The organism is Cytobacillus sp. Bva_UNVM-123, from assembly GCF_046351715.2.
Lineage (GTDB): Bacteria > Bacillota > Bacilli > Bacillales > Cytobacillaceae > Cytobacillus.
Window position 1 is genome coordinate 3,375,510 of sequence record NZ_CM177772.1, and the last position, 14,204, is coordinate 3,389,713.

15 protein-coding genes are annotated in these 14,204 nt (G+C 35.6%); 6 read left to right on the plus strand and 9 right to left on the minus strand.

Annotated features, from left to right (window positions below):
* Positions 1-104 precede the first annotated feature (104 nt).
* A complete protein-coding gene (locus tag KDN24_RS17345; RefSeq protein WP_409972306.1) occupies positions 105-587 on the minus strand; it encodes a DUF456 domain-containing protein in 483 nt (160 codons plus the stop codon).
* A 28-nt stretch (positions 588-615) separates the two neighbouring features.
* Positions 616-2,259 carry a Na/Pi cotransporter family protein gene (locus tag KDN24_RS17350; protein ID WP_409972483.1) on the minus strand — a complete coding sequence of 548 codons (1,644 nt, stop codon included), beginning with the start codon at positions 2,257-2,259 and terminating at the stop codon, positions 616-618.
* 190 nt (positions 2,260-2,449) lie between these two features.
* Here KDN24_RS17350 and KDN24_RS17355 point away from each other — a divergent pair, with 190 nt between their 5' ends.
* The gene (locus tag KDN24_RS17355) at positions 2,450-3,214 is read left to right on the plus strand and encodes a DUF1189 domain-containing protein (protein WP_409972305.1); all 765 of its coding nucleotides are present in this window, start codon (positions 2,450-2,452) and stop codon (positions 3,212-3,214) included.
* A 27-nt stretch (positions 3,215-3,241) separates the two neighbouring features.
* Here KDN24_RS17355 and KDN24_RS17360 read toward each other — a convergent pair whose 3' ends face one another.
* Positions 3,242-4,960: a methyl-accepting chemotaxis protein gene (locus KDN24_RS17360; RefSeq protein WP_409972304.1), complete on the minus strand. Its 1,719-nt coding sequence runs from the start codon at positions 4,958-4,960 to the stop codon at positions 3,242-3,244.
* Positions 4,961-5,137: 177 nt separating this feature from the next.
* On the opposite strand from KDN24_RS17360, the gene yqfZ reads away from it, so the two are divergent.
* A complete protein-coding gene (gene yqfZ, locus KDN24_RS17365; RefSeq protein ID WP_409972303.1) occupies positions 5,138-5,452 on the plus strand; it encodes a protein YqfZ in 315 nt (104 codons plus the stop codon).
* A 193-nt stretch (positions 5,453-5,645) separates the two neighbouring features.
* Positions 5,646-6,755: a flavodoxin-dependent (E)-4-hydroxy-3-methylbut-2-enyl-diphosphate synthase gene (gene ispG / locus KDN24_RS17370; protein WP_525931284.1), complete on the plus strand. Its 1,110-nt coding sequence runs from the start codon at positions 5,646-5,648 to the stop codon at positions 6,753-6,755.
* A gap of 215 nt (positions 6,756-6,970) precedes the next feature.
* On the opposite strand, the gene KDN24_RS17375 is transcribed toward ispG, so the two are convergent.
* A complete protein-coding gene (locus tag KDN24_RS17375) occupies positions 6,971-7,357 on the minus strand; it encodes a hypothetical protein (RefSeq protein WP_409972301.1) in 387 nt (128 codons plus the stop codon).
* Positions 7,358-7,551: 194 nt separating this feature from the next.
* Between KDN24_RS17375 and KDN24_RS17380 the strand changes: the two genes are divergently transcribed.
* Positions 7,552-8,124 (plus strand): hypothetical protein, encoded by a 573-nt coding sequence (locus KDN24_RS17380; protein WP_409972300.1) that lies wholly within the window; start codon positions 7,552-7,554, stop codon positions 8,122-8,124.
* An 83-nt stretch (positions 8,125-8,207) separates the two neighbouring features.
* On the opposite strand, the gene KDN24_RS17385 is transcribed toward KDN24_RS17380, so the two are convergent.
* From KDN24_RS17385 to KDN24_RS17395, 3 genes are read right to left on the minus strand one after another with little or no spacing between them, the layout of a single operon-like run.
* Positions 8,208-8,645, minus strand: a complete 438-nt coding sequence (locus tag KDN24_RS17385; protein WP_409972299.1) for a Fur family transcriptional regulator — start codon at positions 8,643-8,645, stop codon at positions 8,208-8,210.
* Positions 8,646-8,678: 33 nt separating this feature from the next.
* Positions 8,679-9,518 carry a metal ABC transporter permease gene (locus KDN24_RS17390; protein WP_409972298.1) on the minus strand — a complete coding sequence of 280 codons (840 nt, stop codon included), beginning with the start codon at positions 9,516-9,518 and terminating at the stop codon, positions 8,679-8,681.
* A complete protein-coding gene (locus KDN24_RS17395; RefSeq protein WP_409972297.1) occupies positions 9,515-10,312 on the minus strand; it encodes a metal ABC transporter ATP-binding protein in 798 nt (265 codons plus the stop codon). The genes KDN24_RS17390 and KDN24_RS17395 overlap by 4 nt, the downstream gene beginning before the upstream one ends.
* Positions 10,313-10,500: 188 nt before the next feature.
* On the opposite strand from KDN24_RS17395, the gene KDN24_RS17400 reads away from it, so the two are divergent.
* Positions 10,501-10,755: a DUF2624 domain-containing protein gene (locus KDN24_RS17400; RefSeq protein ID WP_409972296.1), complete on the plus strand. Its 255-nt coding sequence runs from the start codon at positions 10,501-10,503 to the stop codon at positions 10,753-10,755.
* A 30-nt stretch (positions 10,756-10,785) separates the two neighbouring features.
* Here KDN24_RS17400 and KDN24_RS17405 read toward each other — a convergent pair whose 3' ends face one another.
* Both KDN24_RS17405 and KDN24_RS17410 read right to left on the minus strand, forming a co-directional pair.
* A complete protein-coding gene (locus KDN24_RS17405; RefSeq protein ID WP_409972295.1) occupies positions 10,786-11,679 on the minus strand; it encodes a deoxyribonuclease IV in 894 nt (297 codons plus the stop codon).
* A 33-nt stretch (positions 11,680-11,712) separates the two neighbouring features.
* Complete coding sequence (locus KDN24_RS17410) at positions 11,713-13,026, minus strand: DEAD/DEAH box helicase (protein WP_409972294.1); 1,314 nt, start codon at positions 13,024-13,026, stop codon at positions 11,713-11,715.
* 217 nt (positions 13,027-13,243) lie between these two features.
* Between KDN24_RS17410 and vrrA the strand changes: the two genes are divergently transcribed.
* Entirely contained in the window at positions 13,244-14,110 is an 867-nt protein-coding gene (gene vrrA, locus KDN24_RS17415; RefSeq protein WP_409972293.1) for a VrrA/YqfQ family protein, read from the plus strand.
* Positions 14,111-14,204: the final 94 nt, after the last annotated feature.

Here is a 14,204-nt window from a genome sequence, read left to right on the forward strand (position 1 = left end):
ATAAACTGGACTGACCTCGACTGAGATAAAGGAAACATTCTGACATTTTAACGAATGAAAAAGACCCATTGTTTTCATGACAATGGGTCTTTTCCTTCGATAACTTACAATACAACAATAAAAAAGTAACCAACCATGAAAGCTTGAATTAGCCCTTTTGTGACGACACTACTAATAAAACCAATTACTGAACCGAAGCCAATTTTCATCGCTTCCTTCCAGCCCTTTTTATTCACGACAAATTCAGCAATGATAGCGCCTAAAAATGGGCCGAGAATAATACCGAGTACAGGAATAACAAAAGGCCCTAAAATGATGCCAATTGTACTTCCCCAAATTCCAGCTTTCGAGCCGCCAAATTTTTTTACACCAATCATATTAGCTACATAGTCTGCAACGAATAGTAATAGAATAAATAGTCCTTGAATCGCCCAAAAAAGCCAATTAAACGGCTCGAATGAAAAAAATACTCCGTATAGAATAATCCCGCCAAAAAGAAAAATGACACTAGGGATGATCGGATAAACAAGTCCGATAAATGAAATAATGAATAATATAATGATGATTGTCCAATAGAAATATTCCATTTTACCCCATCCCCCTTTCATTTTGATTTCACATAGAATAAGCCAACCCTTGCTTTATTTCCTCATAATCCTCACCTAAAACCGCTTCCGCAATATTAACAGCATGATCACCGATTCTTTCTAAATTACTAATAATATCAACATAAACAATACCAGCTTGTGCAGAGCAATGTCCTTCATTTAAACGGATAATATGCTGTTTGCGGAGTTTTCTTTCCATTTTGTCAATTGCTTCCTCCTTCTGGACAACATGAAAAGCTGCATCTTTATCTTTATGATCTAAAGCCTCTATGGCTTCAGATACTGTAGAAATCGTTAACAGAAACATTTCTTCTAAATCATTCATGGCCGTATCTGTTAGTTTTATATTATTTGCTAATTGGTATTCAGTAAGCTCAATAATATTCTCATAATGATCGCCTATTCTTTCAATATCCCTGATTGTGTGCATTAACATCGTATGCTCTTCAGATTCATGCTCTGTTAAAGAACTAGTAGCGAGTTCAATTAAATAATCCGTTATTTTACGATCAAGGTCATTAATCGCATCCTCAAGCTGCATAGCATTCCCTGAATGCTTTAAAAGTTTCGTCTTCAAAAATTCATGGGTTTCTTCAAGCCCTTTAATTGAAAACTGTCCCATTCGTAATACTTCTTCCTTCACTTGTCCTAATGCTATCGATGGTGATTGCTCTATAAAAACGGGATCAAGATGTTTAACACGATATTCAGCTTCTGAATCTTCTCCAGGAATTAATTTCGTCACAATTAGGGCTAGGACGGCAACAAAAGGCAATTGCATAATCGTGTTTGAAGTATTAAAAATCCCATGGGCAAACGCAATGGTCATTGCTTCATTTAATTCTAAACTATTTTGTAGAGTTCCTACTACAAATGTGAATGGTTTTAATAAAATTAAAAATATCGTTGTCCCAATTACATTAAATATTACATGAACCGCCGCAGCCCTTTTCGCTGCTACAGATGTTCCAATTGCAGCTAGTACAGCTGTGATCGTCGTTCCGATGTTATCACCGAATAAAACTGGTAGTGCAGCGTTTAAATCAACAAGATTTTCTGAGAAAAGTCCTTGCAATATTCCAATTGTTGCACTTGAGCTTTGAACAATAACGGTAAAGACTGTTCCAATAATGACTCCTAATATTGGATTAGAACTTAAGCTGACCGTTAATTCATGAAATGACTCAAGCCCACTTAATGGCTTCATTCCACCGCACATTAATTCCAATCCGTAGAAAAGGGCTCCAAATCCAAAAACAATTTGACCGATATTATGAATCTTTTTATTTTTAAAGAAAAATAGTAAAATGGCACCAGCAGCAATAATTGGTAATGCATATGCACCTACATTTATTCCAATAATAAAAGCTGTAACAGTTGTGCCAATATTAGCTCCCATTATCACACCAATGGCTTGACGAAGCGTCATGAAACCTGCACTGACTAAACCAACAGTAATAACCGTGGTTGCAGAGCTGCTTTGAATAAGCATAGTCACAAGCATTCCTGCTAAGACACCCATTACAGGATTTGTTGTAAAACGATCTAACAAATCTCTTAAGCGATCACCCGCTGATTTTTGGAGTCCTTCTCCCATAAACTTTATACCAAATAGAAAGATTCCAAGACCGCCTAAAAATTCAAATAGCATTTGCTGAATATTAAGTTCCAATTCTCCAACCCCTATATTTTATATTCGACATTTATCAACAAACCCCATACAATTATTATTAAAGATTAGTTCAATTGTAAATATTTCTTAGCATTTATTTACAATACATTAACAATTGAACCTATTATTACAATTATGTTACAAGAAAATTTTTTAAGGGTGTGTCAAGATGAATATTTTTAAGCAATTTTTTAAGAGTTTATATTCACCAAAGGATATCGCATTGTTTCGTTTTCAAGGGATTGGAAAAACGATTTTATATGTATTTTTACTTACATTCCTTTCACTTCTACCTGCCATCTATTATTTAAGTTCAGCTACTATAAATGGGATAGATGCCATTCAAAATAGTATTAAAAATGAACTCCCTCCTTTTCAAATAACAAACGGTGAATTGCAATCCGAGGAAAATGCTCCGATTATTTTAAAAAAGGATGGTTTTACGATTAATTTTGATTCTACTGGAACGATCTCCATTGATGATATTGCAGAAAATAATGAAACCATTGCCCTTTTGAAAAATGGCGCCTATTTTATTGCCAATGGAAAAGTACAATCATTGCCCTATTCTATGATAGGCAACATAACAAATGAAGAGTTATTAAATATATTTTCATCGATAGATTCTTCATTAATTATTATTATTCCAATCATGGTTTTGATCATCTATATTTTGACTGCTGGACTAAACTTTATTCAAATTTCAGTCCTTGCACTACTTGGATTGTTATTAATAAAAGTATTGATGCGCAATATACAGTACCGTCATTTATGGAGAATTGCTGCATATAGTGTTACATTGCCTACTATCTTCTTCACAATAATGGAAGCATTAAAGACAACTGTACCGAATGGTGCACTCATAAATTGGTTCGTGTCATACATCGTGTTATATTTAGCCATTAAAGAAATTCCTCAACCAAAAAAGAGATAGGACGAAGATTTTCGTCCTATCTCTTTTCTATAAAATAGAATCTTGCTTTGAATATGTAAATTTTGAGCTCAGTGCCTCTAGTGATTGTGATAATTGCGTAAGTTTCTCTCCAACCTCATGACTATTCATTACTTTCATTTTCTGTTTTTGTGAGGCTAGCATCATTTGTTCAGCACTTGCTAACGTTTCCTGGGAGACAGATACGAAATTTTTAGTTGCCGCTTCCATTTTTGGCAATGTGACATTTAATCCAACTAATCCATGCTCTGCCTGCTTTATCATACTGCTGACAGCTTCTATTTCCAGCATTAATTGTTCAAATGATTCACGGCTTTCTAAAGCAGTCTCTAAATGTGTTTGAAAACGGCTAAACATCTCATTAAATTCATCTGAAGCCTTTAATGAGATCGACTCCATCTGTTCAATTGTCTTCTTAATTTCTTCTGTTGCTTCGGAAGACTGTTCAGCTAATTTCCGAACCTCATTTGCGACAACTGCAAATCCGCTACCAGCTTCTCCTGCTCTAGCAGCTTCTATCGCTGCATTCAATGCTAATAGTTTCGTTTGACCAGCAATATTTTGTATGAGAGTAACAATTTTGGCGATCGATTCTGAATATGTTTTAACCTCTTCAACAGTCGATGAAACTCCTTTAAATTCTATTCCAAAATGATTGAAGGTGTACAGAAGATTTCCAACGCTTTTCTCACCTTGATGTGCTGAATGATTCATCAATTGCGCCTTCTGCATAACCTCTTTCATTTGCCCGAAAATATAGTCAACTGATATTTTCATTTCTTGAAACATCCGAATGCTTTCCTCTGAGCTTGAAGCCGTTTGCTCGGCACCTAATTTTACAATATGTATAGCCTCATTCAACTGCTTGTTCTCTTCTAATACTTGGCTAGATATATCTCTTAATTCATCACCTGTTGATGATAAATTCGTAGTTGTAGAAGATATTTCATATAAAACACTGCCCATTTGCTTTATCATCGCATCAAAGCTTTTGACTAATGAATTGATTTCTGGAGTAGTCGTTTTTGCCTCCACTTTAAGATCAAAGTTTCCATTTCTTGCTTCTCTCATGACTTCCCTTAGCTTTGATAACGGCTTCGTTAAGCTTCTTACAAGTAAAACTAGAATCAATGAAGTAACAGTTATGCTAATCGTTACGACGATAAATATGTATTTTGCCATATCATTAATTTCTTTTAAATATTGTTTTTGAGGGATTGCGATAACATAAATCCCTTTGAATTCCTGGATAGATTGAAAAGATATTGTATATAGACTGCCATTTAAATCACGATGAATGAGTCCATTTTGCTTTTTTCTTATTTCATCTAAAACAGTCTGAGAAAATTGAACATTCGTATTTTTACTAACTGAAAATGGAATGGCACCTTCATTATTAACGAGAAAATAACTTCCTTTTAATCCGTCCTGTGCGAGCTGTGCATCTTGACTTTTAATTACTTGCTCTACCCTCCCATTAAATTTCTCTTCTTTTCCAACATAAATGAGCATTAAATTTTGAGCAATATCATAGATAGACTTAACTTCTTTCGTTAACCTTTGCTCCATGATTTTTATCGTTGTTTCCTTTGATTTCCCGTAAGAAATATACGCAACAGCAGAAACAGATAAGAGGAGCAAACTTAAAATTAAAACTAAAAGGCGCGTTTGGAGTGAAAATTTTGATAGTAAATGGTGAGTTTTTTCCTGAGTATTTTGTAACAACAAATACATACACCCCTTCCAATAGTCCTAATTATGACAAAGGAATATTAAGGAATTGTAAAGGCATGGTAATTTTTCCATAAATATTTTAGTAAAAAAGCTGTTCTATTTTTATTTGAAAAGCATATTCATTTAATAGAAAAAAGCGATGTTTAATTAATAGATGGAGGTTTAGCTTATATGAAACGTTTAGCTGCATTACTAGTGCTAGGCTTGATCGGATATACCATCTACTACGACTTGACAATTGGTACATTACCAGTCATAAAAGAACAAACAATTGCAGCTAAATCTACAGCGGTTGCAATAACACCTTATTTCGAGAAAAAAGTTTCTCCAGGGGATACCGTTTTATCTGTTGTTGAAGGAAAGCTAAACGGACCATTACCAGTCACAATCACACAAGTAATTGCAGATTTTAATGAATTAAACAACGGATTGCAGCCAGAAAATTTAAAAGCTGGGCAAACGTACCGCTTTCCTGCGTATGATTAGGAAAGTTATTGCTTCTTTCTTGTCAATTTCAATAATTCATTGATACAATAGTTAAAGTGATTTCTTTTAGCAAAAAGCGAAAGGCTGAAGTAAAAGAGAAACCACTAGTATTGAAGTGCTAGACACTCATCTAACTAGGAAAACTTTAACTTTTTTATCTTTATATAAAAGGAGCGAATCTCCATTGACTGAAATAACACATCGCACAAAAACACGGCCAGTAAAAGTAGGGCCATTAACAATTGGCGGTAGTAATGAACTTTTTATTCAAAGTATGACGACAACGAAAACTCATGATGTCGAAGCCACAGTAGCTCAAATTAAACGGTTGGAAGAAGCTGGCTGTCAAATCGTGCGTGTAGCTTGTCCTGATGAGAGGGCTGCTGATGCTATTGCCGATATAAAAAAACAAATTAACATCCCTCTTGTAGTCGATATTCATTTCGACTACAAGCTTGCTTTAAAAGCAATTGAAGGTGGAGCAGATAAAATCCGAATTAATCCTGGAAATATTGGGAAACGTGAGAAAGTAGAAGCCGTGGTAAAAGCGGCTAAAGCGAAAGGCATCCCTATTCGTATTGGGGTTAATGCTGGTTCACTTGAAAAGAAAATTCTCGAAAAATACGGCTACCCTACAGCAGATGGCATGGTCGAAAGTGCTCTTCACCATATTAAGATTTTAGAAGACCTTGATTTTCATGATATTATCGTCTCAATGAAGGCTTCTGATGTTAACTTAGCGATAGAAGCTTATGAAAAAGCCGCGAAAGCATTTGATTATCCACTTCATTTAGGAATTACTGAATCAGGTACACTTTTTGCAGGTACAGTTAAAAGTGCGGCAGGATTAGGAGTAATCTTAAATAAAGGAATCGGGAATACTTTGCGCATTTCGTTAAGCGCAGATCCTGTTGAAGAAGTAAAGGTTGCGAGAGAATTATTAAAGGTATTTGGCTTATCATCTAATGCTGCTACATTAATTTCTTGCCCTACATGTGGTAGAATTGAAATCGATTTAATTTCGATTGCTAATGAAATTGAGGAGTATATTCAAAAAATCAAGGCTCCGATTAAAGTAGCTGTTTTAGGCTGTGCCGTAAATGGACCTGGTGAAGCTCGCGAGGCAGATATTGGTATCGCTGGAGCAAGAGGAGAAGGCCTGCTATTCCGCAAAGGTGAAATTGTCCGTAAAGTACCTGAAGCAACAATGGTAGAAGAATTGAAAATTGAGATTGACAAAGTAGCTGCAGAATATTTCGCAAAGCAGGAAGAAGAAAAACAAAAAGCTAATAGCGTTCAGTAAAGCAAAACTTTTTTCAATAGTTTTAAAAAGAGCTGACCCAAAAGGCCGTTGAAAACGACTTTTTAGGGTCAGTCTTTTTCTTTAAAATAATTATTTTGAATATTATTGAATAATTCTGAAACGGAAATCAACCGACAAGTTAATAAAGTTTATACAAAAAAGAGGTGCCCCTAAAAGTTATACTTTTAGAACACCTCCTTAACCTTATCTTTCCTCTATCTAAAGAATGGCAGGATAAACATACCAACAATAATGGATACAACCCCGATTCCAATTGCCCAGCTGCCTAAGCTTGTTGCTCCTCTTCTACGAGCAATAAAGCCTAGAATAATTCCTGTAGCTCCAAACAAAACCGGAAAAACAAATAATGAGATAATCGAAAGAATTAATCCGGCAGAGCCTACCCCTCTACCCGCTGTTTCTACTTCGTTATCCCTTTCTTCTTCTGAATCCATGCCTCTATTAAAGGTAATGGGTGCAGCAAGCTCAGCTGAGGTTTCTTCTGTGAAATCTGCAGTTTCATCTAGGTTTATTTCTTCGTTTTCATCTCTTTGCCGAAGATCAAAACCCGTATTTTCGTGGTCACGATCCTGATCTGCCAATTTGATCCCTCGCTTTCAATAATCGAACCAATTAAGATCTTTAGTTGCTTAATTGGATCATTACTATTGTTTGCGAAATAATTGTATTTTAAGATGTAAATGTTTCACAGTTTATCCATTACGTTAATATTTCTTTAGTCATAACGATAGTTTTGGTAAGATAAAAAGGAAATTGTCGAAAAGGAGAGTATTTTATGAAGAAGCGTTTTGGGCTCGATATTGATGGAACTGTGACATGTCCAACCTCGTTGATTCCATATATAAACAAGGCTTTTCAACTCGATCTTACATTAAATGATGTTACACAATATGACTTAAATCATTTAGTGGATGTTTCCGAAGAGGATTTTGCCAAATGGTTTGCCGAAACTGAGCCGATTATTTATGCTAAATCGCCGCTTGCTGAAGGAGCGAAGGAAGTTCTGAATAAATGGGAAGGCGTTCATGAGTTATTCTTTATAAGTGCAAGAAGAGCCGATTTATTAAATGTAACGAAGGATTGGTTTTTTGGACATGCAGTGCATTTCAATCATATTGATTTATTAGGAACACATAATAAAGTTCAAGCTGCAAAAGATAATAAAGTTGATATCTTTTTTGAAGATAAACATGATAATGCCGTTATGCTTCATGAGGAATGTCAAATTCCTGTCATATTGTTTAACACCCCATATAACCAAGATCCCATTCCGAATGGAGTGATTCGTGTAAATAATTGGGCTGAAGCCAATAATTGGGTGGAAAATTGGTTAAGGAATTGGCAGTAATAAGGTGTTAAAAAAATGCCTGTATCGCACATATTCAAAAAAGTGTCATACAGGCATTTTTGATTACTTGATAAGCTGATATATTATCCAAAAGCGGCATTTGTTTCATTATGATAACAATCAGGACAACGACCATATATTTCAAATTTATGGCCTGATACATCATAGCCCTTTAAATTATCTTGAAGCTCTTTCATCGGACAAGTTGATATTTCTTTCGTTTTCCCACATTCTAAACAAATAAAATGGTGATGATGCTGTTCATGTGCACATGTGTAGCGAAAATGCTTTTCACCCGAGAGTTCAGTCATTTCAAAAATACCGAGGTCAACAAATAAAGATAAATTTCTATAAATAGTATCAAAGCTAATACCTGGATAATCATCTTGCATCCAAGCGAGTACATCTCTTGCAGTTAAATACTTATTGTTTTTCGCAAAGAATTGCAGCATTTCTTCCCGTTTATCTGTGTATTTATAGCCTTTATCTTTTAATAATTGTAACGCCTCATTCACATCCACGTTCTTCACCTCTTATTAATTTTCATGTTTAGCTCATGCCATTTTGAGTGCGATTTTTTTCAAAAGAATGGTTACGATTAAGATTAGGACCGCTAACATGACAATTGTTCCACCTGGAGCCAAGTCTAAATAATAGGATAAAGTAAGCCCTCCTAAAACGGATGTTTCTCCGAATAAAATAGAATAAAAAATCGTTTGCTTAAACCCTTTAGCAATCCGGATACTTGCTGCAACAGGCAAGGTCATTAAGGAGGAAACAAGTAAAATACCGACGATTCTCATTGATGCAGCAATAACGAGTGCAACCATAATAATAAAAATAAAATGTACACTTTTCGCAGCAATGCCCGAGGCTTTAGCATGTTCCTCATCAAAGGATAATAAAAAGAGCTCTTTATATAACAATACGATAAGTGCTATAACAAGGATACTTATTATTAAGATTGTCCATAAATCCATGCGGCTCACTGCACTTACACTTCCAAATAAATAACTGAATAAATCCGTATTAAATCCATCTGCCAATGAAATAAAAATAACCCCGAGTCCAATCCCTCCAGAAAGGATAATCGGGATCGCTAATTCTTGATAATGCTTATAAACGGCACGAAGTTTTTCAATAAACAATGATCCTGTCACTGAAAAAACCATTCCCATATAAAGCGGGTTTAAGCCACTAAAGATGAGGAATTTTTTTTCTAAAAAAAGACTGGCTGCAATTCCCGCTAGCGTAACATGGCTTAAAGCGTCAGCTATAAGTGAAAGTCTGCGTACTACGATAAAAACACCTAATAAGGGAGCAATGATACCAATAATAATTCCCGTTAAAAAGGCATTTTGAAGAAACTCATATTGTAAAATCCCTGCAATCATTGATTTACTCCTTCAAAATGATGATGGTGGTCGTGGTTGTGAGTTAGGATTTGAACATCGTGACCATAAATTTCAGATAAGTCTTTAGGTTGAAGCTGTTCAAACTCTACTGTCTCCCCATGAAAATGTAAATGATTATTTAAGCAAGCAACATGAGAAACTTTGTCGGAAATCGTTCCTATATCGTGCGTAACTAATAAAAGTGTAATTCCTAATTTTTGATTTAAATCATAAAGCATTTCATAGAAGGACTGAACATTTTGCGCATCAACGCCTACAGTAGGCTCATCTAGAATAAGTAAACTCGGCTCACTAACTAAAGCTCTCGCAATAAAAACACGCTGCTGCTGCCCTCCAGAGAGCTCCCCGATATTCCGATTTTTAAATGATTGAAGCCCCACAGATTCTATCGCATGATGAATCTTTAGTTGATGCTCTTTTTTCATGAATTTAAACATGCCAATCTTTTTCGTTAAGCCACTTGCAACCACTTCATAAACTGTCGCGGGAAAACCAGTATTAAAGGAATTAGCTTTTTGAGAAACAAATCCGATTTTCTGCCAATCTTTAAACCGGTAAATTTCTTCGCCGAACAGGCGAACATTCCCTTTTTGTAGTTTAAGTAAACCAAGAATTAGCTTTAATAAAGTCGACTTTCCCGATCCATTCGGACCAACTATACCTAAAAAAGCCCCTTCTTCAATAATCAAGTTAATATTTTCGAGTACATTGTCTTTTTCATAGCGGAAAGACACATCTTTTATCTCAATAATTGGCTTCATTTGCTTAGCCATCACAATCACCTTCGTATTAAGAATCATTACGATTTACAGATGTAAGTATACAGGATGAATATCAGATTGTAAAGAATTCAAGCCTTTCTCCCTATAATCGCCCAAAAAAATTGCGCCATTATTTCTACATAACCACTGTCACGAACCCATTCATTTTTTCATAAGGTAAAATAGAGGAGTGAGGAAAATTGAAAATTTTTGAAAACATTATTAATCACAAAATAAATACAATTACTGCTGATGAGTTATTAAAGTATGGTGGCCAATTTCAAATATCCATTTCGAAGCAAGAAGCTCAAAAAATTGCGGAGTATCTTCGTGGAAAGAGTATTAATATTTTTAATAGCAGCGAGCGGACAAAAATAATAAGAGAAATTGCAAAAATTGCCGGACCTGAAACAGCTAAAGAAATAAATCGGTTGTTTATCCAATTTACAAAATAAAAGCGGAAAAAATTCCGCTTTTATTTAAACCTATCCTTGCATAATGATATTTAATAAATCTTCATTGAACTCTTGATTTCTAAGCATAGCAATTTCATGCTTATATGGCGCTTTTTTGTTGTTTTTATCTTCACCAACATACGGGGTTTCGAGAATTTTTGGAATATCCTTTAATTGTGGATGATGAACGATATAATTTAACGCCTTAAATCCAATATGACCAAAGCCAATATTCTCATGACGGTCCTTTCTCATCCCCCGCTCATTTTTACTGTCATTTATATGGAGGACCTTTAAACGATCAATGCCGATAATTTTATCAAAGGAATTGAGAACGCCATCAAAATCCTCAACAATATTATAGCCTGCATCATGTGTATGACATGTGTCAAAACAAACTGAAAGATGATCGTTGTACGTAACGCCATCAATGATCATCGCTAGTTCTTCAAATGCCTTCCCACATTCAGAGCCCTTTCCTGCCATTGTTTCAAGAGCAATCTGAACTTTTTCATCACCTTTTAATACTTCATTTAACCCTGCAACAATTTTTTTGATGCCCTCTTCAGTACCTGCACCAACATGAGCACCTGGATGCAAAACAATTTGCTTAGCTCCAATTGCTTCAGTACGATCGATTTCAGTTCTTAAGAAATTGACCCCTAATTCAAATGTCGCTGGATTTGTTGTGTTGCCAATATTTATAATATAAGGAGCATGCACAACGATATCAGAGATACCATTTGCCTCCATATGCCTTAGTCCCTCTTCGATATTTAATTCCTCAATTTTTTTTCTTCTTGTATTTTGCGGTGCACCAGTATAAATCATAAATGTATTTGATCCATATGACACAGCTTCTTCACTTGCAGCTAATAGCATCTTTTTTCCACTCATTGAAACATGTGAACCAATTTTCAGCATAATTTCTCCTCCTACTTTTTGGAAAGCTAATCATTATCTCTTTTTTTGGATTCTTCTTTGGCGTTTTTTAAAGCTTTCTATTTCAGATTGCATTTTCTTCTTATAACCAGGTTTTACTTTTTTCGGCTTTTGAACGAGTGATTTTGCTTGCTTGTCAATGTCATCTGTTTGTTTTTGACGATTTTTTCGTTTATTACGGTCTTCTAAATCTACCCATTCTCCTTTTTGCATATCTACATGATGAAATTCAATTCCCATCTTCTCTAAACGAGCTAATGCATCCTCATCTGCTTGCTCATAAATGGTTAAGGCAATGCCAGTATTGCCAGCTCGTGCTGTTCTACCGACGCGGTGAACATAGAAATCTAAATCTGATGGTAGCTCATAGTTAATAACATGACTAATCCCTTGAATATCAATCCCTCGAGCAGCTAAATCTGTCGCAACAATATATTGAAATTCAAGGTCTTTAATTTGTTTCATCATTTTCTTTCGTTCCCTAGGGTTAAGGTCCCCATGAATCCGGCCTACCTTTAATCCTTTTCCGATCAAGGAGTCCGCAACTTCATCAGCCATTTTCTTCGTGTTTGTAAAGACAATGGCTAAATAAGGGTTAAATAAAGTAAGAGCTTCATGAACAAGCTTTACTTTATTTCTATGTCTTGAAGGTAAAAGGCGATGTTCAATTTTCGCTGCCGTAACTTGCTTTGGCATAATATGAACATACTTCGGGTTTTCCATATATTTTTTCATAAAAGGTTTCAATTTCTCAGGAATTGTTGCTGAAAAAACAAGCATTTGCAATTTTTCTGGCATTTTTGAAGCAATTTGATCAATATCTTCAATGAAGCCCATATCTAGCATTAAGTCAGCTTCATCAACAACAAGCATTTTGGCAGTATGAACAAAAAGAGCTTGTTCCTTCACTAAGTCATTAATTCTTCCCGGTGTTCCCACAACAACTTGAGGTTGTTTTTTTAATTTTTCTATTGATCTTTGCTTATCTGTACCCCCAATATAACAGCGTGCACTAATCGTCTCATTTTCATCGCAAAATTCTGTTACCTTTAAAATCTCGTGATATATTTGACTTGCTAGCTCTCTTGTTGGTGCAGTAATAACGGCTTGTACTTCCTGTCTAGAAAAATCAATTTTTTGTAAAATCGGCAATACATAAGCATGAGTTTTTCCTGTACCTGTTTGTGATTGACCGATCGCACTTTCATCTTTCAAAATGATCGGTATGAGCCTTTCTTGAATTTCTGTAGGCTCATAAAATCCAAAATGTTTCACCGCATTTATGATAAAAGGCTTTAGTTTGTACTGTTCAAATTTAGTTTCATTCATTATTTAAAACTCCTCTGTCTAGCTCCTGGCACTCTTCAACAAGTCACCTTAGCTGTTCAATTAATCGTATCAATCGTCATCCTGTTATTATAATAAAGTTTGCAACAAATAACCACTTTTACGTCAAAATAGCCAATTAAAGATATATCGCTATTTACTTTAACTAATCTGTTTTCTACGCATACTTTATTAATATAATGGAAAGGAGGCAACATAAATGTTTCAAAGACAAATTCCACCTATCCAAAGCGGAATGGGCTTCCATAGAGGAATGCCAGCTCACCCATTTATGGGGCAAATGAACAGTTATCCACCAATGCCCAACATGTTAGCCGGAAGCCATCCTCAAATGCAAGCAGGAATATTTCCACCGTTAGGACACGAAAGACAGCCTTTTATAGGGGCGAATATGCAGCCACAGATAAGAGCTGGAGGTCATCCACATATGGGCCCTGGCATTCCGCAACCGTTTAGAGCTGGAGGAAGTCCACAAATGACGCCTAACTTTCCACCACAGTTTAGAAACGGCAACGGTATACCCCCTCAGATGAATTCGGGTGGATTTCCACAGTTTGGAGCAGGAGGAGGCCCACCAATGAGACAACAAGGCGGTGGTGGTCTTCTTTCCAAACTATTAGGCAAGGGAAATCAAGCACGAGGGGCAGCAGCAGGCGGAAATGTACTAGGTGCAAGTCGTGCTGCTACTGCTGCTACTGGTGCTACTGGTGCTACTGGTGAAGCTGGTGGGGGAATATTAAAAGCTTTAAGCAATCCTACTGCGATAAATGGCTTTTTAACAAATACGCAAAAAATGTTAAATTCAGCCTCACAGCTCGGTCCAATGGTTCAACAATATGGGCCACTTGTAAAAAACATACCTTCGGTGTGGAAGCTATATAAAGGGATGACAGGCTCTAAAGATGAAGCGAAAAATAATGAAAAAAAATCAACGACAGAAAAAAAATCAAAAAAAAAGAATGCAACCGTAAAAGTTAAGGACAATGAGAAGATAAGCGAAAATTCGCCCCCTCCAAAAGCTAAAGAAATAAAAATCAGAATGTCAAAACCTAAATTATACGTATAAGAAGGAGGCAGCTGCATTCTTTTTCTTATTTTTAGTTTCATTTATATGCATTTATTCATACACATATTGCGCAAGCAGCAGCATCTACCTCCTT

Excerpts from the sequence above, each read along its gene's own strand:
- KDN24_RS17410 (WP_409972294.1), bottom strand. The coding sequence starts at position 13,026 with ATGAATGAAACTAAATTTGAACAGTACAAACTAAAGCCTTTTATCATA.
- KDN24_RS17350 (WP_409972483.1), bottom strand. The coding sequence starts at position 2,259 with ATGCTATTTGAATTTTTAGGCGGTCTTGGAATCTTTCTATTTGGTATA.
- KDN24_RS17405 (WP_409972295.1), bottom strand. The coding sequence starts at position 11,679 with ATGCTGAAAATTGGTTCACATGTTTCAATGAGTGGAAAAAAGATGCTA.
- yqfZ (WP_409972303.1), top strand. The coding sequence starts at position 5,138 with ATGAAACGTTTAGCTGCATTACTAGTGCTAGGCTTGATCGGATATACC.
- KDN24_RS17390 (WP_409972298.1), bottom strand. The coding sequence starts at position 9,518 with ATGATTGCAGGGATTTTACAATATGAGTTTCTTCAAAATGCCTTTTTA.
- vrrA (WP_409972293.1), top strand. The coding sequence starts at position 13,244 with ATGTTTCAAAGACAAATTCCACCTATCCAAAGCGGAATGGGCTTCCAT.
- KDN24_RS17345 (WP_409972306.1), bottom strand. The coding sequence starts at position 587 with ATGGAATATTTCTATTGGACAATCATCATTATATTATTCATTATTTCA.
- KDN24_RS17395 (WP_409972297.1), bottom strand. The coding sequence starts at position 10,312 with ATGGCTAAGCAAATGAAGCCAATTATTGAGATAAAAGATGTGTCTTTC.
- KDN24_RS17380 (WP_409972300.1), top strand. The coding sequence starts at position 7,552 with ATGAAGAAGCGTTTTGGGCTCGATATTGATGGAACTGTGACATGTCCA.
- KDN24_RS17355 (WP_409972305.1), top strand. The coding sequence starts at position 2,450 with ATGAATATTTTTAAGCAATTTTTTAAGAGTTTATATTCACCAAAGGAT.